The sequence below is a fragment of the Salipiger pallidus genome, from assembly GCF_014643635.1.
GTDB lineage: Bacteria > Pseudomonadota > Alphaproteobacteria > Rhodobacterales > Rhodobacteraceae > Salipiger > Salipiger pallidus.
The window spans coordinates 12456-33077 of record NZ_BMJV01000009.1; the positions used below are offsets into that span (position 1 = coordinate 12456).

Annotated in this window: 17 protein-coding genes; 8 read left to right on the forward strand and 9 right to left on the reverse strand. The window is 65.2% G+C overall.

The annotated features are described in order from the left end of the window. Positions 1-7: 7 nt before the first annotated feature. Complete coding sequence (locus tag IEX41_RS18030; protein WP_188791715.1) at positions 8-1546, reverse strand: sugar ABC transporter ATP-binding protein; 1539 nt, start codon at positions 1544-1546, stop codon at positions 8-10. Continuing rightward, positions 1543-2184, reverse strand: a complete 642-nt coding sequence (locus IEX41_RS18035) for a DUF2291 family protein (RefSeq protein WP_188791716.1) — start codon at positions 2182-2184, stop codon at positions 1543-1545. Before IEX41_RS18035 ends, IEX41_RS18030 begins: the two co-directional genes overlap by 4 nt. Before the next feature lie 475 nt (positions 2185-2659). On the opposite strand from IEX41_RS18035, the gene IEX41_RS18040 reads away from it, so the two are divergent. From IEX41_RS18040 to IEX41_RS18060, 5 genes are all read left to right on the forward strand, one after another. After that, positions 2660-4255: an FGGY-family carbohydrate kinase gene (locus IEX41_RS18040; RefSeq protein ID WP_188791717.1), complete on the forward strand. Its 1596-nt coding sequence runs from the start codon at positions 2660-2662 to the stop codon at positions 4253-4255. 1 nt (position 4256) lies between these two features. Continuing rightward, positions 4257-5762, forward strand: coding sequence for a glycerol-3-phosphate dehydrogenase (locus IEX41_RS18045; protein WP_188791718.1), 1506 nt, complete (start codon positions 4257-4259; stop codon positions 5760-5762). Position 5763: 1 nt separating this feature from the next. Beyond that, positions 5764-6696: a TIM barrel protein gene (locus tag IEX41_RS18050; protein WP_188791719.1), complete on the forward strand. Its 933-nt coding sequence runs from the start codon at positions 5764-5766 to the stop codon at positions 6694-6696. Between the two features lie 89 nt (positions 6697-6785). Beyond that, positions 6786-7721 (forward strand): sugar-binding transcriptional regulator, encoded by a 936-nt coding sequence (locus IEX41_RS18055; protein WP_188791720.1) that lies wholly within the window; start codon positions 6786-6788, stop codon positions 7719-7721. Between the two features lie 15 nt (positions 7722-7736). Further along, positions 7737-8501 carry a DeoR/GlpR family DNA-binding transcription regulator gene (locus IEX41_RS18060; RefSeq protein WP_188791721.1) on the forward strand — a complete coding sequence of 255 codons (765 nt, stop codon included), beginning with the start codon at positions 7737-7739 and terminating at the stop codon, positions 8499-8501. Between the two features lie 83 nt (positions 8502-8584). On the opposite strand, the gene repC is transcribed toward IEX41_RS18060, so the two are convergent. The 3 genes from repC to repA form a co-directional block, all read right to left on the reverse strand. Continuing rightward, positions 8585-9967: a plasmid replication protein RepC gene (gene repC / locus IEX41_RS18065; RefSeq protein WP_277874190.1), complete on the reverse strand. Its 1383-nt coding sequence runs from the start codon at positions 9965-9967 to the stop codon at positions 8585-8587. 177 nt (positions 9968-10144) lie between these two features. After that, positions 10145-11161 carry a plasmid partitioning protein RepB gene (gene repB / locus IEX41_RS18070; RefSeq protein WP_188791723.1) on the reverse strand — a complete coding sequence of 339 codons (1017 nt, stop codon included), beginning with the start codon at positions 11159-11161 and terminating at the stop codon, positions 10145-10147. Further along, complete coding sequence (repA, locus tag IEX41_RS18075; RefSeq protein ID WP_188791724.1) at positions 11158-12363, reverse strand: plasmid partitioning protein RepA; 1206 nt, start codon at positions 12361-12363, stop codon at positions 11158-11160. The genes repB and repA overlap by 4 nt, the downstream gene beginning before the upstream one ends. A gap of 266 nt (positions 12364-12629) precedes the next feature. Here repA and IEX41_RS18080 point away from each other — a divergent pair, with 266 nt between their 5' ends. After that, positions 12630-13619: a LysR substrate-binding domain-containing protein gene (locus tag IEX41_RS18080; protein WP_188791725.1), complete on the forward strand. Its 990-nt coding sequence runs from the start codon at positions 12630-12632 to the stop codon at positions 13617-13619. Between the two features lie 216 nt (positions 13620-13835). Here the strand turns inward: IEX41_RS18080 and IEX41_RS18085 are convergent, their stop codons facing one another. From IEX41_RS18085 to IEX41_RS18100, 4 genes are all read right to left on the reverse strand, one after another. Further along, the gene (locus tag IEX41_RS18085) at positions 13836-15092 is read right to left on the reverse strand and encodes a TRAP transporter large permease (RefSeq protein ID WP_188791726.1); all 1257 of its coding nucleotides are present in this window, start codon (positions 15090-15092) and stop codon (positions 13836-13838) included. Positions 15093-15108: 16 nt separating this feature from the next. After that, positions 15109-15672 (reverse strand): TRAP transporter small permease, encoded by a 564-nt coding sequence (locus IEX41_RS18090; protein WP_188791727.1) that lies wholly within the window; start codon positions 15670-15672, stop codon positions 15109-15111. Further along, positions 15669-16640: a TRAP transporter substrate-binding protein gene (locus IEX41_RS18095; RefSeq protein ID WP_188791728.1), complete on the reverse strand. Its 972-nt coding sequence runs from the start codon at positions 16638-16640 to the stop codon at positions 15669-15671. Before IEX41_RS18095 ends, IEX41_RS18090 begins: the two co-directional genes overlap by 4 nt. Before the next feature lie 150 nt (positions 16641-16790). Then, positions 16791-17546, reverse strand: coding sequence for an SDR family NAD(P)-dependent oxidoreductase (locus IEX41_RS18100; RefSeq protein ID WP_188791729.1), 756 nt, complete (start codon positions 17544-17546; stop codon positions 16791-16793). Between the two features lie 400 nt (positions 17547-17946). On the opposite strand from IEX41_RS18100, the gene IEX41_RS18105 reads away from it, so the two are divergent. Together IEX41_RS18105 and dhaL are read left to right on the forward strand one after the other, a co-directional pair. Beyond that, entirely contained in the window at positions 17947-18759 is an 813-nt protein-coding gene (locus IEX41_RS18105) for a sugar phosphate isomerase/epimerase family protein (protein WP_188791730.1), read from the forward strand. 14 nt (positions 18760-18773) lie between these two features. Further along, entirely contained in the window at positions 18774-20516 is a 1743-nt protein-coding gene (gene dhaL, locus IEX41_RS18110; RefSeq protein WP_188791731.1) for a dihydroxyacetone kinase subunit DhaL, read from the forward strand. Positions 20517-20622: the final 106 nt, after the last annotated feature.

A 20622-nucleotide genomic window follows, 5' to 3' on the forward strand; every position in this document is an offset into this window, starting at 1 on the left:
GCCTCCCTTAATGCACGGCTTCGCCAGAGGCGGCCATGATCTGTTCTTTGGTTGCGGTATGGTCGAACTCGGCCGAGATCCTGCCCCGGTGCATCACGATGATACGGTGCGCCACGCTCAGGCACTCACCGACCTCGGAGGTCGAATAAAGCACCGCCAAACCACGGTTTTTCGCGGTTTCGGCCAGCAGCTTGAACACCTCGGCCTTGGCGCCGATGTCGATGCCGCGCGACGGCTCGTCCAACAAGATGACCTCGGGCTGGGTGGCCAACATCTTGCCGATGACAACCTTCTGCTGGTTGCCCCCCGACAGGGACCCGATCATCGCGGCCCCTCCGTCGGTCTTGACGGTGACTTCGCGGATCGAGTCGTCGACCACCTTCGCCTCGGCCTTGCGCGAGGTGAAAAGCCCCCTGGTGAATGCCCCGATGGACGCCAGCGACAGGTTCTGACCCACGGTCATGGTCTGCACGAGGCCGTCCTTCTGGCGATCCTCGGGCACCAGCACGAGGCCTGCGTTGATGCGTTCCGCGATCGACAGGCCGGAAATGTCCTGCCCGTGCAATTTCACCGCGCCGCCGGTGGATTTCAGACGCCCCGCGGCGGTCTCCATCATCTCGGTGCGGCCCGCGCCCATGAGGCCGTAGATGCAGACGATCTCGCCCGCCTTTACCTCGAGGCTGAGATGATCCACCACGAGGCCATGCCCCGACGGGTCCGGCACGCAGAGGTTTTCCACGCTGAAGGCCGGCGCGCCCATCTCGGAGGCAGGGGGAGAGCCAAGGTCGAAGTTCTCGCCCACCATGTTGCGCACGATCCACTCGAGGTCGATCTCGGCGCGGGGGGCATAGGCAGTCATTTCGCCGTCGCGCAGCACGACGGCGTGGTCGGTGATCTCCAGCGCCTCTTCGAGGTGGTGCGAGATGTAGACGATGCTCACGCCCTTGGCCTTGAGATCGCGGATCACCTTGAACAGCACCTCCACCTCGGAGGCGGACAGGGCGGACGTCGGCTCGTCCATGATCAGGATGCGCGATTTCGCCTGCAGCGCGCGGGCGATCTCGACGATCTGCTGCTGACCAAGGCGCAGCTCTTCGAGCGGGGTAAGCGGGTCGATGTCCTCTTCCAGCTCCAGCATCAGCTCGCGGGTGACGCGCTCTTCCTCGGCGAAGTTGACCCCGCGCGCGGTGCGGATTTCCCGCCCCATGAAGATGTTGTCCCGCACGTTCATATTCGGGGCCAGCGCAAGCTCCTGGTGGATGATCGACACGCCGCGCGCCAGCGCGTCATTGGCACCGTGGAAGGTCACCGGCTCGCCATCGAGGATGATCTCGCCATGGGTGGGCGTCACGATGCCCGACAGGATCTTCATCAGGGTCGACTTGCCAGCGCCGTTCTCGCCAAAGAGCGTCGTGACCTGACCGCGATGGATGTCGAAGTTGACGCCCTTGAGCGCCTTCACCGCACCGTAATGCTTGGCCACATCGCGGGCCTTCATCACGACCTCGCCGGTGGTCCCGGTGGAAATGGCCTGATGCACGGTCATTGCACCTGCACCTCGACCGGGGTGACCAGCCACATCTTGGGATTGATGAGCTTGAAGGCCCCGGTGACGGTAATGGTCTTGCCGGTCAGATCGCTGGTGTCGATGGGGTCGAGCACCTCGGCCTTCATGGCGCGGTTGATGCCCGATCCGGCGTCCTGGTATTCGATCTGGTTCTTGAATTCGCCGAAGGCGATGTCGCCCGGCGCATCGCGCAGGTCGGTGCCGTTGATGGCGGGGCCGGTCTGGACGCGGATGCGCACGTCCTCGGCGCCCTCCACCGCGACATCGTAGATGCCGCTCTTGCCCTCGCCCACGGTGCCGGTGAAGGTCACAGGGATCACGGGCATCATGCCGCCGGTGCCGTATTCCTCGGAGGCGGCAGCCTTGTCCTCGGTCAGCTCGGTATAAAGCGTCGCCGCATCGGGGGCGCGGGCCTTGATGTCATCGCGGATGCGGGGGAACTCTTCGGCACCGAAGGTATCGGGCGAAAACGCCGCGACGCGGGCATCCTGTTCGGACCCGATGGTCACCACGGTGGTGTCGATGGCGATGGCAGCCAGAACGGCGATCACGGCAGCGCCGATGACAAGCCCACGCTTGCCGACGCGCGGTTTCATGGAAATATCGGTGGCACTCATGGCCTGTCGCTCCTCCCGTCGGGCCCGCTTGGGCCGGTTGTCCTGTCAGGGGAAGATGCGCGCCCGCGGATGCCCTTGTTGGGGGCATGACGCGGGTGTCCCGCGTGCCGGCCTGTGCCCTGCCCCCGCGTGGGGACCAAAGGCGATCTCCTCCCTCATGCGATCATCACCGGAATGCGCCCGATTCTGACCACGCCGATCCGCAACACCCTGGCTTGCCTGCCTTTTCCTCCGGAAGACTGGCCAGGTGCTTCGGTTCGTGCTCATCACCATAACTGAAATTTTTTACGTGGGAAGTAAAAAATTACACTCGACATGGAGCGGGCCTCGGATATGCTGGCACGGCTTTCACGGGGGATCCCTCGTGGAATCGGCCACACCGGCAGGAGGAGCCGGGGCCTCGATACAGAAGGGAGGAGTCGCATGGCACACGCGCCCTGCGCAGACGACCTGACGCATGCCTTGGGGGCGCGTCATGTCTGATCGCGACATCATCATCGGAATCGACGCCGGAACCTCGGTCATCAAGGCCGTGGCCTTCAGCACCGATGGCCGCCAGCTTGGCGCCTCGGCGGTCAAGAACCGCTACACCAGCGGTGCGGGCGGCGCTGTCACCCAGAACATGGACGACACCTGGGCCGACTGCGCGACTGCGCTGCGCGGTCTTGGGGACAAGATCGACGGGCTCGCCGGGCGCACCGCCGCGCTGGCGGTGACCGCTCAGGGCGACGGCACCTGGCTTGCCGGTGCCGGGGATCGCCCGGTCGGGGATGCCTGGCTCTGGCTTGATGCCCGCGCCGCCGGGACCACCGCCCAGCTTGCGGCGCAAGGGTCCGATGCAGCGCGGTTTACCGCCACGGGCACCGCGCTCAACACCTGCCAGATGGGCGCACAGATGGCCCATATGCACCATCACCACCCCGAGCTTCTGGACCGGGCCGAGGTGGCGCTGCATTGCAAGGACTGGCTTTACCTCAACCTCACCGGGGTCCGGGCCACCGACCCCTCCGAGGCCAGCTTTACCTTCGGCGACTTCCGCAAGCGGCAGTATTCCAATCTCGTGATTGAGGCGCTTGGCCTCACCTCCCGGCGCCACCTGCTGCCGCAAATCATCGACGGCACGCAAACCACCCACCCCCTGAGCGCTGCCGCCGCCGAGGCCACCGGCCTTCTGCCGGGCACCCCGGTGTCGCTGGGCTACGTGGACATGGTGATGACTGCGCTAGGGGCCGGAGTGCATACGGGCACAAAAGGCGCGGCCTGCTCCACCATTGGCTCAACTGGCGTTCACATGCGCGCCGTGCGCGATGACGAAGTGCAGCTCAACGGCCGTTCGGGTTATGTCATCTGCCTGCCCGACGACCGCATGGTCACGCAGGTGCAGACCAACATGGCCGCCACGCTCAACATCGACTGGGCGCTGCGCATGGCCGCCGACCTCATGAGCGAAACCGGCCACCCCCATGATTACGCCGACCTCGTGGCGCGGATCGACGGCTGGCTTGAGCGCTCCGAGCCGGGCGCGCTGCTGTATCAGCCCTACGTCTCCGAGGCGGGCGAACGTGGTCCCATGGTGAACCCCAACGCGCGCGCAGGCTTCATCGGGCTGCACGCCGGGCACCGCTTCCCGGACATGATCCGCGCGGTGGTCGAGGGGCTGGGGATGGCCGCCCGCGATTGCTATGCCGCCATGGGCGACATGCCGCGCGAGCTGCGGCTCACCGGCGGGGCCGCCCGGTCGGGCGCGCTGCGCGGCATCCTTGCCGCCACCACCGGCGCGCCGGTGCGCGTGTCGGCCCGCGAAGAGGCGGGCGCGGCGGGCTGCGCCATGATGGCCGCCGTCGCCATCGGCGCCTATCCCGACATGAAATCCTGCGTGGCCGAATGGGTCACGCCCCTGCTGGGTGCCCCCGAGGCCCCCTCCCCTGCCCTGCAACACACCTACGAGGCGCTGTATCCCGCCTATGCCGAGGCCCGCGAGGCCCTGACCCCGGTCTGGGACCGGCTGGCCGGGACCCGCGCCCCCCACACCACACAAGACGCGCCGAAACAGGCGACCGGAGGATCCTGACATGACCACCCAAGAGCTGGACCTGTTCGTCATCGGAGGCGGCATCAACGGCGCAGGCTTTGCCCGCGACGCCGCCGGGCGTGGCCTCAAGGTGGCGCTTTGTGAAAAGGACGATCTTGCGCAGGGCACCTCGTCGCGGTCGGGCAAGCTGGTCCATGGCGGGCTGCGCTATCTTGAGTATTACGAATTCCGCCTCGTGCGCGAAGCGCTGATCGAACGCGAAGTGCTCATGAACGCCGCCCCCCACATCATCTGGCCGCTGCGCTTCGTGCTGCCCCACAGCCCGCAGGACCGGCCCGCGTGGCTCGTGCGGCTGGGGCTCTTCCTCTACGACCACCTCGGGGGGCGCAGGAAGCTACCCGGCACCCGCACGCTCAACCTGCACCGCGACCCCGAGGGCGCACCTTTGCTCGACCAGTACAAGCGCGGGTTCGAATACTCCGACTGCTGGGTTGACGATGCCCGGCTGGTGACGCTCAACGCGCTTGATGCGGCACGCAAGGGCGCCACCGTGCTCACCCGCTCCCCCGCCATCACCGCGCGGCGCGAGGACGGCAAATGGCACGTCACCACGCAGAACACCCTCACCGGGGAAAAGCGCGAGTTCGTGGCGAAATGTCTGGTGAATGCCGCAGGGCCGTGGGTCACTGATGTGCTCACCCGCGTGGCCGGTGCCAATTCGACCCGCAACGTGCGCCTTGTGAAGGGCAGCCACATCATCGTGCCGAAATTCTGGGAAGGTCCGCACAGCTACCTCGTCCAGAACAAGGACAAGCGGGTGATCTTCATCAACGCCTACGAAGGCGACAAGGCCCTGATCGGCACCACCGACATTGCCCATGACGGCCGGGCCGAGGACGTGAAGATCGACGATACCGAAATCCAGTACCTGCTGGATTGCGTCAACCGCTACTTCAAGGAACAGCTGACCCGCGACGACATCGTCGAGACCTTCTCGGGCGTGCGCCCGCTCTTCGACGATGGCCAGGGCAACCCCTCGGCAGTGACCCGCGATTACGTCTTCGACCTTGATGAGACCGGCGCGCCGCTGCTCAACATCTTCGGCGGCAAGATCACCACCTTCCGCGAACTGGCAGAACGCGGGATGCACAAGATCCAGCACCTGTTCCCGAAAATGGGCCCGGACTGGACCGAAACCGCCACCCTCCCCGGCGGCGACATGGAAAACGCCGACTATGACCTGTTCCGCAACACGATGAAGACGGAATTTCCCTTCATGAACAGGGGTTTGCGGGAATACTACGGGCGCCGGTACGGCACCCTCACCCGCGATCTGGCCGCTGGTGCCACCTCGCTCGAGGGGCTGGGGCGTCATTTCGGCGGCAATCTCTACGAGGCCGAGGTGAACTGGCTCGTGACCCACGAATGGGCGCAGACCGCCGAGGATATCCTGTGGCGCCGCACCAAGCATCGCCTCCACATGACCGAGGCACAGACCGCCGCCTTCACCGACTGGTTCAACACCCACAAGGCCGAGGCCGCCTGACATGGGTCTGACGCTTTCGCTCAACACCAACCCTCTGGTGAACCGCTTTGCCGATCCCGGCGACCTGATCACCACGGTCGCCCGCGATCTGCGCATCCGGGATCTTCAGCTCACCCATGAGTTCGTGAACCCTAGCTGGCCCGCCCCGGTGATCCGCCGCATGACCCGCCAGATGGGCGCGGCGCTGGACCGCACCGGCGTGCGCGTCACCTCGGGCATGACCGGACCCTACGGGCGGCTCAACCACTTCGGCCACCCGGACCGCGACGTGCGCCGCTATTATGTCGACTGGTTCAAGACCTTCGCCGACATCACCGCCGACCTTGGCGGCACCTCCGTGGGCACCCAGTTCGCCATCCTCACCTACGCCGAACAGGACGACCCGGGCCGGCGCGAGGAGATGATCAAGATCGCCATCGACGCATGGGCCGAGGTGGCAGAGCACGGCAAGGCGGCGGGCCTCGATTACGTCTTCTGGGAACCCATGAGCATCGCCCGCGAGTTTGGCGAAACCATTGCAGAATGCATGGCGCTTCAGGACCGGCTGACCGCGGCGAACATGGCGATTCCCATGTGGATGATGGCCGACATCGACCACGGCGACGTGACCTCGGACAACCCCGACGATTACGACCCCTACGCCTGGGCGCGGGCGGTGCCGAAGGTGTCTCCGATCATCCACATCAAGCAAAGCCTCATGGACAAGGGCGGCCACCGCCCCTTCACCGCCGAGTTCAACGCCAAGGGCAAGATCCATCCCGAACCGCTGCTGGCGGCCCTAGCGGACGGCGGCGCGCAGGATAACGAGATCTGCCTCGAGCTGTCCTTTAAGGAGCGCGAGCCCAACGACCGCGAGGTGATCCCCCAGATCGCCGAAAGCGTCGCTTTCTGGGCGCCGCACATCTACACCGGGGCGGACGACCTGAAGGTCTGACCGCCCCCGCGCGGGGCGGGTCTTCCCCCTGCCCCGCGCCCGGCTTATGAGAGCCGGACCCTGGTACAGCCCCTGCCCTGGATCTTCTCATGAACGACAGCGACGAACCTCTCGCCATCCGCGCCGCCTGGCTGCATTACGTCGGCGGACTGACACAGGCCAAGGTGGCCAAGCGGCTCGGCATCCCGTCGGTCAAGGCCCACCGGCTGATCGCCCGCGCCGTGGCCGAGGGCTACGTCAAGGTGTCCATCGAAGGCGACATTGTCGAATGCGTCGAGCTCGAGGCGCAGCTGTGCGACAAGTTCGGCCTGAGCCATTGCGAGGTCGCGCCCGACCTCGGCGAAGATGGCCTCCCCCTGCGGACGCTCGCCCTTGCCGGCGCGGCCTATCTCAAGCGCCAGTTCTGCTCGGGCGAACAATCCGTGATAGCCCTCGGCCATGGCCGCACGCTGGCCGAGATCACCCGCCAGCTGCCGCGCATGGACGCATCGGGCCTGCGCTTCGTCTCGCTGTTGGGCGGGCTCACCCGGAATTTCTCGGCCAACCCCCATGACGTGATGCACCGCCTTGCGGAAAAGACCGGCGCGCGGGCGTATGTCATGCCGGTGCCGTTCTTCGCCAACACCGTCGAGGACCGCGAGGTGCTTCTGGCACAGCGCGGCGTGGACGAGGTGTTTCGCATGGCGCAGGCCGCCCCACTCAAGATCGTTGGCATCGGCACCGCCACAGCAGACGCGCAGCTTGTGTCCTCGGGGATGATCGAGCCCGCCGAGATCGAGGCCATTTCCCGCGCTGGTGCCCGTGGCGAGATGCTCGGCGACTTCTTCGATGCCTCCGGGGCTGTCGTGGAAACCACGCTTTCTGCCAGAACGCTCGCGGTGGGCTACGATCCCGACCGCGATGAGGATATCGTGGCCATCGCGGGCGGGCCGGACAAGGTCGACGCGATCCGGGCGGTTCTTCGCTCGGGCCGCGTGGCAGGGTTTATAACCGATGAACGGACCGCGCGCAGCCTGCTTGGCTGATCGGAGAGGCGCGCGATGAAACGAGACGACCGCAGACAGCGGATCCTGGACGCACTGGTGCGTGACGGGGCGGTGCAACTGGATGCCATGGCCGAGGAATTCGGCGTATCCCGCATGACGATCCACCGCGATCTCGACGATCTGGAAACCGAAGGTCTGCTGCGCAAGATCCGCGGCGGCGCTACGATCGAGCCGGGCAGCCAGTTCGAAAGCGACTTCCGTTTCCGCCACCTTCAGGGCCAAGATCTGAAACAGCGCATGGCCCGCGCGGCGCTTTCGCTGGTAGAGCCGGGCATGACGGTCATGGTCAACGATGGATCCACCGCAACGGTTCTCGGCGCCATGCTGACCGAGAAGCGCCCCCTGACCGTCATCACCAACAATGACGCCGTGATGGAGGCGTTGAAGGCCGAACCTGGCATCACCATCATCGCTCTCGGCGGCAGGTTCTCGACAAAGTACAACGCCTGGGTCGGCCGCGTGACAGAAGCGGCCCTGGGCGGGCTCCGCGCGGACATCGCCTTTGTTTCCACACCGGCTGCAGGGGATGGCCACGTCTACCACATGGACGACGACATCACCCGAGTGAAGCGCCGCATGCTGGACGGAGCGGCGCGCAAGGTTCTGCTGATCAACCATCTCCGGTTCGGTCACACGGCGCTTCATGTTCTGGCCCCCCTCGCCGAGTTCGAGGCGGTGGTAACCGACGCGTCCCCATCCGCTGCTGTCTGTACCGAGATCGAGGCCGCTGGTGCCCGGCTTATCGTGGCGGCGGATTGACTGCGGGAGCTGTTCACAGCTGTGAACAACGCACACGTCACAGCTGTGAACTTCCTCGCTCCGGCATTAGCTCACCCGGCCACTTACCTCCGCCTCGTCAACGCGTGTAGCATTGGAAGGCACGAAAACTGCCCCTCTGTGGCCTTCTTCGCAAGTTTTCTGAGGTAGGCACCCGGAGAGCGGATCTCGGATAGCCGTTCCATCATCGCAGCGAGCACCGCAGCAGCCTGTGTCTGGCCCATGGATCGCACCGCGTCCTGCCAGCCTTCGCGGGAAATTCCGGTCATGGGGTAAAGGGTTTCGGCGAACCCCACGAGATCGCGCCAACTACGAATTGGGGACTGGCTGAAACTCTGGATCTCGGGACATGCGTCGAGGATCAGTGCCAGGGGGACAGGCGCTGTCTTGCTTTGTTTCGGCGTGAGATGGTCCTGCGAGGTGTCGCCGTGGGTCTGCGGTTCTCGCAGGCTGCTTGCGCCTTGTCCGTCAGAGACTCTTTGAGTATTTGCTCTCTCGCAGTTCAGCAAGCTTCCAGCCGACACTGACGGTCCCCGCTCATGGGGTGGTGCAGGTTTTGCACCTACAGCCTTAACGTCCTTCGTCAGAGGCGTGACGGTACCTTCATTTTCTCTCAAGCAATCCTCGGAGCCATCCGTTTGCGAAGGTTCGGCCGACATTGGCTGCTGTTCAGATTCTTGAGAGTCTTTTATTGAACTCTGATGGTGCTGCTCATTCCGGGCGTCACAGCTGCTCGTTTCTTCTGCATCATCGAGGGTCAGAAGGGTGTTTGCCACGGTGAGCATCCTCGCCAGATCATCCCGCATCTCCTGTAACTCTGCCTCGTCAAGCTTCCGCCGCAGAGCGCGGGCGGTGAGGCGGGCGAGGTCGTCGGAGGCAGTCCAGTGAGCTTCTGCATCAGGGCAGGTTTCAAGACCGAAGGCGGCCAGTGCAGCAAGGTCGCGGCGCATGAGCATGACCGTCTCGCGCAAGGCTGCCAGCCGGGCATCGCGGGCGCGGATGCGGTCCGCGGCGGCCTCGAATTCCGGCAGTCTGTGGGCGAGGGGGGAGAGGTCGAAACCATAGGCCATACGCGCATCCCCGAGCCGCTTCACGTAGCGCTTGCCGTTCGGGCTGTCGCGGCGGATCACCACGCCCGCTTCAACCAGCGCCGCAAGATGCCGACGCATGGTCGAGGACGGCATGCCCATCAGCCTCTCGCAAATTGTCCGGTTGGACGGGTGCACGACGCAGCCGCCGGACAGCTCGCCCTTGGGATGGAAGCTCAGCAAGGCCTGCAGCACCGCGAGATCCCGGTCCGAGAGGCCATAGGCCTCGCGCGCGGCGGTGAGGGTGCGCAGGGCATGCCATTTGTCCACGGCGGGGCAGGGGGCATCCGCAGCCCCGGCCCGCGCCATCAGGCCAGCCGTTACCGGCCGCCCGAAAGGCGTTATCGGTCGATACTCCATTTCATTGCAAAAAGGACAAGAAAATCCCGTCCTGCGAATCGCTTTGGACTTGCAGGGGACGCTTTTGACCGCTAGCTTGAGAGTGCGAAAAACAAGTCTGGGTCTCGTGAAGCACCGTCTTTGCGGGACCTTTTCTTTTCCTCTTCCTGCCTCCTCTTGTTGCCTGTCTGCTCTGGTTCAGTCTTCGGAGCCTTGGCCGCTTTGTGCGGTCCAGCGGGCATGAAGCTCTTCTATGACATCCTGCGCCTCGGCCTCGAGCCAGTCGGCAAAGCCAGGCTCCGAGAGATCGAGGGCGAGGCCCTTGCCGGTGCGGCGCACCGATCCGGCGGTGCGCCCCGCAACGGTCAGCACGCGCTTGCCGGTGGTCCTGGCCTTGCTGCCCTTCGGGGCAGGGGAGGCGGCGGCCTTACGGCCCAGCACCTTCATCACCGCCTCGAACGCGGCGACGGAGACATCCTCGGGGACCGGCTCGTCCTTCACCAGCGCCACCTCAGCATCGGCGTGCGCGCGTTCGGCAACGCCGATCAGCTCGGCCCGTTCGGCTCCGGTGTCGTCCAGCGCGCGTGACATGGCTTCCCAGCGGGGGCGGCCAATGCCGTGAGCTGCGCCGATCGCCTCGATCAGGTCTCGACCGATGCTGCCGGCGATGCCGATTGCCATGGAAACCGATGAGCGGGTCACGGTCAAAACCTCGGCGACACGCGCTTGCGATCCGAAGCCGCTTTCCACAAGCTCCTGAGCGAACAGGGCTTTTTCGATATACGACAAATCACGCCGCGCCATGTTCTCGGAAATCTGCGCCTGCACGGCGGCGCTGTCGTCAAGCGTGGCGACTAGCGCGCGCACCTTGGTGACACTTTCCGACAGGCGGATCGCCTCGAGCCGGCGGCGGCCGTAGACCAGAAGATAGCGGCCTTCCTCCGACGGGTGACGACGCACGAGGATCGGCACGGTCTGGCCGTTCTGCTCGATGGCATGTTGCAGGTCGATCACGTCGCGCGGGTCAAGCCGGTCGCCGATGCGGTCGTCCTCGATGGTGTCGGGATCAAGCTCCCAGACGTGGTGCCTGTCCACCGCGTCGCGGGCCGAGCGCAGGGCCCGGTTGGTGTTCATCATCGACGGCGCCGCGTTGCCGGAGCCGGCGGCGGCAAGGCTGTCGAGCATCGACAGGCGTTTCTTGCGGCTATCGCTCATGTGCGCCCCCAAGTTTTCTGGATCAGCTCGGCGATCTCGTCGTTGACCGCGTTCAGGCTTTCGACCGCGCGATCATAGGTCGCACGGGTGAAGGCGGACCGTTCCACCTCGTAGAGGGTCTGTTTCGTCAGGCCAGCGTCCGAGATCGCGGTGGATTTCAGCATCGGCGCGTTCAGCACCTTGTCGCCGTACATGGTGCGCAGAAAGGCGGTGATCCGGTTCTGCGGCGCGTCGGTGGATTCGTACCGGGTGAGCAGGTAGCGCATCCAGTCGTGGGACATGTCGGCGCCGGATTCCGCGATCACGTCCATGAGGTCCGCGGTCATGCGCAGGAACTGCGACATGGACATGACGTCGAGCATTTCGGGGTGAATGGTCACCAGAACCCCGGTGGCCGCGGACAGCGCCGACATGGTCAGGAAGCCCAGCTGTGGCGGGCAGTCGATCACTACCACGTCGTAGTCGTCATCCACCTGGGCCAGCGCCTCGCGCACCCGGAAGAAGAACAGACCCGCATTGCCCTGCGCCAGCGCGCGGGGGGTGTCGTGTTCGAATTCCATGAGTTCGAGGTTGCCGGGGATGAGGTCGAGGCCGGGAATGTAGGTCTTGCGGATCACCGAGGCGATCGGCGCGGGATCGTCGTAGCGAATGGCGTCATAGAGCGTGCCGCCGTCGGTCAGATCGTATTCCGGCTGCACCCCGTGCAGCGCGGTGAGCGAGGCCTGCGGGTCGAGGTCGATGGCCAGCACCCGGTAGCCGCGCAGGGCAAGCCGCTGGGCAAGATGGGCCGAGGTGGTGGTCTTGCCCGAACCGCCCTTGAAGTTCATCACGCCGATGATCTGCATCGGATCGTCATAGCCGCCATCCGGGGACTTGCGCCGCCCGGGCAGGTAGTCGCCGGGCTTACGGGCGGTTTTCTCCAGCAGGTGGCGCAGGTCGTGAATGTCCTGCACGGAATAGTGCCGGCGGTTGCCGGGAGTGACCTGGGGCTTCGGGCCCTTGCCGTCGAGGTGCAGCTTGCGCAGGTAGCTGTCGTTGACGCCCAGAAGTTGCGCGGCCTCGCCGGAGGTGAAGGTGCGCATGGTCTTGTCGGCATTGGGGGGGAAGAGACTCTCGCCCTGTGCATGGAGCTGGTTCGCAAGCAGCTCGGAATGCTCGCGGATCACGGCATTAAGGTCTTCGCGCTGGAAGAGATCATCCATTGTCTTGTCCTGCTCCCGCGCGTGATCCGCACGTGTTGTGGTTTGCCCTTGCGCGGCCCCTTGCGCCTGTCCATCCTTGGCCCGATATCGATGCGGCCCCCGTCAGGCCCTGAGGGAGCGACTCGGGTGCGCAAATCGTGCTCACGGAATTTGGCGTTTGTTGCCTCTTTTCCGTGACTATTGTCGGAATCGCCCGGCCCATGCAAGAGTTTTCCACAATTTCCGTTGGATGGTCGGCAGGGGAGGGGGGAAGGAATGGGCGAGCGATGCTCAAGGATCTGAATCTCAATGCCATGAACCATTTCGAGGCGGTGGCCCGGCTGGGCGGTATCTCGAAGGCGGCGGAAGAGCTGGGGGTGTCGCCGTCGGCGGTCAGCCAGCAGATCCGGCAGTTCGAACAGCAGTTCGGGGTGCGTCTGTTCCGGCGGGAAAAGCGCAAGCTGACGCTGACGGACGATGGCGAGCGGTTGTTCCAGACCACGACGCAGGCGTTCCGCATGATGCGCGACGTGCGGCAGGCCATCCAGCGCCAGCGCGAGGCGCGGCATTTTATCCTGAGGGTGTCGCCGTCCTTCGCGGTGCGCTTCCTGTCGCCGCGGCTCAAGGGCTTTCTCGACGAGCAGCCCAATTGGCAGGTTCGCATCGACGCCGCCCCCGATTTCTCGGATTTCGAGACCGAGGTGGTGGACCTTGACCTGCGCTATGGCGAGGGCGGCTGGTCGGGCCTGCACCAGGAGGCGGTGGTGCATGACATGGTATTTCCCATGTGCTCGCCCGCTTACCTTGAGGAGCTCAGGTCCAAGTCCGACGATCCCATCGGGCAGCTGCGGCACGCGCAGCTGATCGATTCCGTCAAGACGCATTACCGCTGGGATTTCTGGCTGGCCAAATACGGTGTCATGGGCGAGCGCATGGTCTATCCGTTGCGGTTCGACCGCTCGTCCATGGCGCTCCAGCTGGCCGCTGACGGGGCGGGGGTGGTGCTCGAAAGCTCGACCCTTGCGCTGAACGAGCTGGAAAGCGGGGCGCTGGTGCCGCTGTCGACCGCCTTCGATGCGATCCGGTTCCCGGCCTACTGGCTGGTCTGCCCGTCGCGGCATACCTCGCGGCGGATCGTGCGGCTGTTTTCGGACTGGATACGCGAGGCTGGGCGCGAGCATGACGCGCGCGCGGCGGCGCTCATGGGCAAGCTGGGGCTGCGCATCGACAACCAGCAGGGCCGGCTTCTTCCCGGTGAGGAATTCTCGCGCGATTGATCTGCGGCAGGGCAGGGGGCTCTTCCGCCGGGAACGGCGTGTGCAGGGTTGCGGGGGAGGTTCGCCGCCAAGGACCGCGCTTTCCCGGCCGGAGCCTGACACTGGCCCAGCTCTGGCGTGACCCTGTCTGCCGAAAAAGCAATACCCCGGCTCGGTGGGCGAGCCGGGGTATTTTTGCGTCCGCACTGGGAGGAGGAGAAAGCGGACGCAGATCCCTCAGTAGATCGTCAGGAACGGCACATAGGATATGAGCAGCAAGACGACGATCGAGACCATGTAGAAGGGCAGCAGCGAGCGCACAACCGACCCGATGCCGACATTGGCGATGGCCGCGGATATGAACAATGTCGTGCCCACAGGCGGCGTGTAGAGACCCACCGCGAGGTTCACCACCATCATCAGGCCAAGTTGCACGAGGTCGAGCCCGATGGCGTTGGCGATGGTCACGAACAGAGGGCCCAGCAGCAGCACGGCGGCTGGAAGGTCGAGGAACGTGCCCACGATGATCATCACGATGTTCAGCGCCAGGATCACCATCCACGGGTCCGACAGCGTTTCGGTCACCCAGATGGCGAGGTTCTGCGGCGTGCGTTCCGCCGTCAGCACCCACTGGATCGCCGACGAGGCCATGATGATGATCAGCACCGCGCCGGTCATGACGCCAGTATCGATCATGGCGCGCCAGATGTCCTTGAAAGACAGGTCGCGGTAGATCACGCCGGACACGATCAGCGCGTAGGCCACGGCCATCACCGACACCTCGGTTGGGGTCGCGATGCCAAAGCGCAGGGTGCCGATGACGAAGACCGGCATCAGCAGCGCGGGGATCGCGTGCAGCAGCTTGCCCTTGTAGGCGCGGAAGCCGCCCGGCAGTTCGGCGGTGGGCAGGTCGAGACGGCGGGCCACCCACCACACGGCGGTGAACATGCCGACGCCCAGCATGATGCCCGGCAGGATGCCCGCGACGAACAGGTCGATGATCGAGGTGTTCGAGATCAGGCCGTAGAGGATAAGTGGGATCGAGGGCGGGATCAGTACTGACACGGTGGAGGACGAGGCGTTCACCGCGGCGGCGAAACCGCCCGGGTAGCCCTCTTTCTTCTGCACCGGGATCAGCGCGTTGCCGAGTGCCGAGGCGTCTGCCACGGCCGAACCGGACACGCCGCCGAACATCACAGAACCGATGATCGACACCTGCGCGAGGCCACCCTTGAAGCGGCCCACCAGCAGCTTCGCGATGTCCACGAGGTGTTCACCGAAGCGCCCCGACATCATCAGGCTGCCCGCGAGGATGAAAAACGGGATCGCCAGCATCGGGAAGCTCTGGGTCGGCGAGTAAAGCCGCTGGGCGATCACCGCCATCGGCTTGCCTTCCATCCACAGTGCAAATGCGGTGGCGCCCAGCATGGCGTGAGCCACGGGCACCGACGCCAGCAGCAGCACCGGGAAGAGGATGATCAGGAGCTTGACCATGGGGACAGGCCTTTCTTCAGCTGAAGCTTTGCTGTGCGGGATCCACGGGCGTGTCCTTGTCGGGCGCAACGAGGGTGCGCACCAGCTCGATCACGGCCATGATCGTCATCGTGCCGAAGGCGTAATACAGGCTGATGTAACCGTAGTACTGGGACACGGGAATTTCCGACAGGCGCTGGAATTGCGAGGCGCGGATGATGGGTCCGCTGGTCATCAGGATGCTTACCGAGATCACGATGATCGAGAGCGATACCAGAATCACGAAAAGCCGGCGCAGGCCGGCGGGGAAGATCGACACCAGTGCATCGACAGAGATGTGCCATCCGCGCACCGAGGCCACGGCGATACCGCCCGCCACGAGCCAGGGAAAGGACAGCAGGTTGATCTCGTAGGCCCATGCGATGCCGCTCGAGAACACGTAGCGCAGGAACACGTTCACCAGCAGAGTGACGAAGGTGAAAGCCAGCGTCGCCACGATGATCAGCATGCCCGACCATTCGACCACCTTCTCGACATAGCCGAGCGGCGTCAGGAGGGAGCGGCCGAAGCCGCTCCCGTTGTTCTGCCCGTGGGAGGTCACTGGGTGGCCTCGCGGAGCGCACCGATGAACTCGCCGTACTGGCCTTCGTACTCTTCGATGACCCCGGCGGTGGCGTCGATGAAGGCCTGACGGTCCTCAACCTCGGCGAAGGTGGCACCTTCGTTCTCCATGGTTTCACGCAGGGACTTGGACTGGCTCAGCGACAGACCGCGCTGGTACCAGCCGGCGTCTTTCGCGGCGGACTGGATGCACTCCTGAGTGTCTTCGTCGAGGCCCGACCACCACACCATCGACGCCACGACGGGGGTCGATTCGTACTTGTGCCCGGTGAGGGTGATGTACGGGGTGATCTCGTGAAGCTTCGCCGAGTAGATGTTGGTCAGCGGGTTTTCCTGACCGTCGAACACGCCGGACTGCAGCGAGGTCGGCAGTTCCGACCATGCCAGCGGCGCGGGCGCGGCGCCGAGTGCCTCGAACGCTGCGATGGTGGTTTCGTCCGACGGGGTACGGATCTTCATGCCCTCGAGATCGGCCGGGGTCGGCACGTTCTTGTTGAGGTGCGAGACGTGACGGATGCCGTTGTCCCAGAAGGTCAGGATCTTGAGACCAGCCTGCTGCGCCTTCTCGTCGAGCATGTCACCGACTTCGCCGTCCAGCACGCGCCACACGGTGGGCAGGTCTTCGAACAGGAAGGGCAGGCCGAGCATGCCGGCTTCGGGCACGATCTGGGCCAGCGGACCCTGGCTGTTTGCCGACATCTCGATGACGCCGCCGGCGACCGAGGTCAGCATTTCCACGTCATTGCCCATGGTCGCCGAGGGGGCGACGCTGACGGTGACTTCACCGCCGGTGCAGGCCGGGACGAGATCCGCGAACATTTCGGCAGCGGCGTAGCGCGGGTTGCCCGGGTTCGCACCGTGGGCAAAGGTCACTTCCTGCGCGAAAGCCGGTGCGGCCACGGTCAGGGCGGTCGCGGCAAGAAGCGCGCGGGTCATGGTGGTCTTCATGGTCTCTCTCCCTTGAGTCAGGTCGGCCTGGCGGCCGGGGTGCCGGTGGTTCCGGCGTCTCGCCGGCCCGTCTTGGGAAAGGCCGGAGATGCGGTGGCCTTTTCCCGAGGGCAACCCGGGAAAAGGCATGTATCACTAGAGGCTGACGTCTTAGTGAATGAGCGAGCCGCCGTTCACGTCGACCTCGGTGCCGGTGCAGTAGCTCGACAGGTCGGAGGCGAGGAACAGGGCGCAGCCTGCGACGTCGTCGGCGGTGCCTGCGCGGCCCATCGGGATGCCCGCGAGCACGGATGCCTTCATCTCGTCGGTCAGCTTGCCGGCGGTGATGTCGGTGGCGATGAAGCCGGGGCAGATCGCGTTGACGCGCACGCCGTCGGGTGCCAGTTCGCGGGCCATCGCCTTCGTCAGGCCCAGAACGCCGGCCTTGGCCGCGGAGTAGTGCGGGCCGCCGAAGATGCCGCCGCCGCGCTGAGCGGAGACCGACGACAGGTTGACCACGGAGCCGGTTTGTTTTTCGCGCCAGTGCGGGATCAGGGCCTGGGTCATGTAGAGGGTGCCGCGCAGGTTGACGTCGGTCACGGCGTCGTAGTTCTCGGGCATGATCTCCATGATCTTCAGCGGCTGGGTAATGCCGGCGTTGTTCACGAGGATGTCCACGGCGCCCCACTTGGCGACGAGCTCTTCGGCAACCGCGAAGCAGTTGTCCTTGTCGGTGACGTTGCAGGCAAGGCCGACGTGGCCTTCACCGGGCAGATCGTCTGCAGCGGCCTGCGCCTGTGCGGCGTCGAGGTCGAGGATCGCAACGGTTGCGCCGTGCTCGGCGAACATCTTGGCCGTGGCCTTGCCGAGGCCGCGCGGGCTGGCCGCGCCGGTGACGATTGCGAATTTGCCGCTGAGAAGTCCCATGGTCTCCATCTTCCTTTGCTTCGCGGCGGGCATCTCCCGCCGCCGGGTGTTTTGGCCCGCAGGGCGCTGCGCGCCGGGCGGACACTGGTGTTCTGTTGTCGGGGAAAGCGCAGGGGGCAGGCATCGCTCGGTGCCGATTGCGCCCGGCCCGCTGATCCCTGTCTCGTGCATCTCCTCCCGCCCCGGCCCTCCTCGGCCGCGATTTGGGAGTACATCGCAAATGAACGCCATGATGCACAATGAACCTATCTTAAATTACTGTGTAGTAATACTTCACATACCTCGCCCTGCTTTCGGTGTCCTCGGGCGTTTGTGTCCGCTAGATCTTCGGGTCATTCGCGCCCGGGGCCCTGAGCGGCCCGCCCGGCGCCGACTGATCTGATTTCTCAGGGAGGAAAGCATGAAACTCGGACTGGGCAGTTACGCCTATCGCTGGTCTATCGGCATCAAGGACCAGGTTCCGGCCAAACCGTTGAACGCCTTCGATATTCTTGACCGTGCCGAGGCGCTTGGCCTCGAGGTCGTACAGTACGCGGACAACATGCCGCTGGACCGCTACAGCGAAGAGGACCACCACAAGCTGTACGAGACCGCGCAGGCCAAGGGCCTTACGCTCGAGCTGGGCACGCAGTGCTTCGACGCGGACGAGGTCGACCGGTACATCGAAATCGGCAAGCGCCTGCACTCGAAGATCATGCGTGTCGCGCTGGACGAGGCCGATGGCCACATCCCGACCGCCGAGCTCGCCGAACAGCTGCGTCCGCGCGTCGACAAGGCCCGCGCCGCCGGCATGAAGATCGCAATCGAGAACCACTTCAACTACCCCAGCCCCCGCATGGTCGAGCTGCTGGACATCGTGAACGACGACCATCTGGGCGTCTGCCTCGACGTGGCGAACTCGATCTGTGCGAACGAGTGGCCGGAAGAGACCATCAAGCTGCTGGCGCCCTACACCATCAACCTGCACCTCAAGGACTACGAGATCACGCCGGACAAGTACGGCGTCGGTTTCCGCATCCACGGCGTGCCGCTGGGCACGGGGCGCGCGCCGATCCAGTGGACCCTCGACCAGCTGGCCCATTGCCCGGCCGACATGAGCGTCATCCTTGAGCACTGGCTGATGATCGAAGGCGGCACGCTTGACGATGCCGTCGCCAAGGAACAGCCTTGGATCGAGAAGACCGTGGCGAACGCCAAGGGCTTCGTGAAATAATCAGGGGGGACAACATGACCGACGACATCCGCACCAAGAAACTCATCAACGCGCCCGAGGACATCATCCCCGAGGCGATCGAGGGCATGCTGCTGGCACACCCCGACATGCTGAAGGTCGAAGGTGCCACAAAGCGCGCCATCGTGGCCAAGGACGGCCCCCGTGACGGCAAGGTCGGCGTGGTGGTCGGCGGTGGCTCGGGACACGAGCCCGCCTTTGCCGGCTACGTGGGCCGCGGCCTTGCGGACGCGGCGGCAGTGGGCAACGTCTTCGCCTCGCCCTCGCCCGAGCACATCATGGATGCCGCCCGCGCCGTCGACGGCGGTGCCGGGATCATGTTCCTTTACGGCAACTACACCGGCGACGTGCTGAACTTCGACATGGCCGCCGAGGAGTGCCAGGGCATGGGCATTCCGGCCTGTTCCTTCGGTGTGACCGACGATGTCGCCTCGGCCCCCAAAGGCCGCGAAGGCGAGCGCCGGGGCATCGCGGGCGACTTCTTCGTCTTCAAGATCGCCGGGGCCGCCGCCGAGGCGGGCCGCGATCTGGACGGCGTGATCGCCGCCACCAAGAAGGCCAACGACAACACCCGGTCTATGGGCGTGGCCCTCAGCGCCTGTTCGCTGCCGCAGACCGGCAAGCCGAACTTCGATATTGGTCATGACGAGATCGAGATCGGCATGGGCCTGCACGGCGAGCCGGGCATGCGGCGTGGCAAGCTGGCCACCGCCGACGAGGTGACCACCGAGCTTATGGCGGGCATCCTTGGTGACATGGAGCTGGGCAGCGGCGACGAAGTGGCGGTTCTGGTCAACGGCCTTGGCGCCACCGGCCCTCTCGAGCTTTACCTGCTGCATCGCCGCGCTGCCAAGATCCTCGCCGAGAAGGGCGTGAAGATCCATTACAGCTGGGTCGGTGAATACTGCACTTCGCTGGAGATGGCAGGCGCGTCGATCACCCTGCTGAAGCTGGACGACGACCTCAAGACCCTGCTCGACATGCCCTGCAAGACCCCGGCGCTGACCGTTGCCGGCGATCTCAAGCCCGCGGGCACCCTGACCAAGCGCGACCACGCCTCCGCCGCCGCTGGCGCCGAGGTGGACCTCGACAGCCTTGCCAAGGACGGTCCCATCACCCCGGATCTGTTCCGCAAGATGGCGCTGAACATGGCCGATGCGATCCGGGAGAACCGTGACTGGCTGTCGGAACTCGACGGCGTGATCGGTGATGGGGATCACGGCGTGACCATGGACATCGGCTGGACCGCGGTGCGCAAGGAACTCGCCGCGCATGACGACAAGACCGTGACGCAGATCTCCGAGCGCATGGCCAAGGCCTTCCTCGATGCGGTGGGCGCGTCCTCGGGCCCGCTTTACGCCTCGGCCTTCCGCAAGGCGGGCGCACAGGTGTCGGACCGCCTGAACCTCGACGCGGCGGCGGTCGTGGCATGGATCGAGGGCATCTGCCTTGGCATCCAGTCGCGCGGCGGTGCGCAGGTCGGCGACAAGACCATGATCGACGCGTGGGTTCCAGCCGTGGCCAAGGCCAAGGAAGCGTTGCAATCGGGCGGCGACGTGGTGGCCTGTCTCGAGGCGGCAGTCATCGGCGCGAAGAACGGCCGGGATTACACTGCCGAGATCGAAAGCCGCCGGGGCCGGTCTGCCAAGCTGGGCGAGCGCTCGCTCGGTCACATGGACCCGGGCGCGGCGTCGGCTCATGTCATGCTGGTTGCCATGACGGGGGCCGCCAAGGCCTGAGGTCTTTTGCTACGATGATCGCTGCGGCCGGCCCTTCGGGGTCGGCCGTTCGTGTTTGCGGGGCAGGGGTATGGTTAAGGTGACCTAAACATCTTTTGCGAAAACG

Coding starts and splice junctions, on each gene's coding strand:
- IEX41_RS18030 (WP_188791715.1), bottom strand. CDS start 1,546: ATGACCGTGCATCAGGCCATTTCCACCGGGACCACCGGCGAGGTCGTG.
- IEX41_RS18035 (WP_188791716.1), bottom strand. CDS start 2,184: ATGAGTGCCACCGATATTTCCATGAAACCGCGCGTCGGCAAGCGTGGG.
- IEX41_RS18040 (WP_188791717.1), top strand. CDS start 2,660: ATGTCTGATCGCGACATCATCATCGGAATCGACGCCGGAACCTCGGTC.
- IEX41_RS18045 (WP_188791718.1), top strand. CDS start 4,257: ATGACCACCCAAGAGCTGGACCTGTTCGTCATCGGAGGCGGCATCAAC.
- IEX41_RS18050 (WP_188791719.1), top strand. CDS start 5,764: ATGGGTCTGACGCTTTCGCTCAACACCAACCCTCTGGTGAACCGCTTT.
- IEX41_RS18055 (WP_188791720.1), top strand. CDS start 6,786: ATGAACGACAGCGACGAACCTCTCGCCATCCGCGCCGCCTGGCTGCAT.
- IEX41_RS18060 (WP_188791721.1), top strand. CDS start 7,737: ATGAAACGAGACGACCGCAGACAGCGGATCCTGGACGCACTGGTGCGT.
- repC (WP_277874190.1), bottom strand. CDS start 9,967: ATGGAGTATCGACCGATAACGCCTTTCGGGCGGCCGGTAACGGCTGGC.
- repB (WP_188791723.1), bottom strand. CDS start 11,161: ATGAGCGATAGCCGCAAGAAACGCCTGTCGATGCTCGACAGCCTTGCC.
- repA (WP_188791724.1), bottom strand. CDS start 12,363: ATGGATGATCTCTTCCAGCGCGAAGACCTTAATGCCGTGATCCGCGAG.
- IEX41_RS18080 (WP_188791725.1), top strand. CDS start 12,630: ATGCTCAAGGATCTGAATCTCAATGCCATGAACCATTTCGAGGCGGTG.
- IEX41_RS18085 (WP_188791726.1), bottom strand. CDS start 15,092: ATGGTCAAGCTCCTGATCATCCTCTTCCCGGTGCTGCTGCTGGCGTCG.
- IEX41_RS18095 (WP_188791728.1), bottom strand. CDS start 16,640: ATGAAGACCACCATGACCCGCGCGCTTCTTGCCGCGACCGCCCTGACC.
- IEX41_RS18100 (WP_188791729.1), bottom strand. CDS start 17,546: ATGGGACTTCTCAGCGGCAAATTCGCAATCGTCACCGGCGCGGCCAGC.
- IEX41_RS18105 (WP_188791730.1), top strand. CDS start 17,947: ATGAAACTCGGACTGGGCAGTTACGCCTATCGCTGGTCTATCGGCATC.
- dhaL (WP_188791731.1), top strand. CDS start 18,774: ATGACCGACGACATCCGCACCAAGAAACTCATCAACGCGCCCGAGGAC.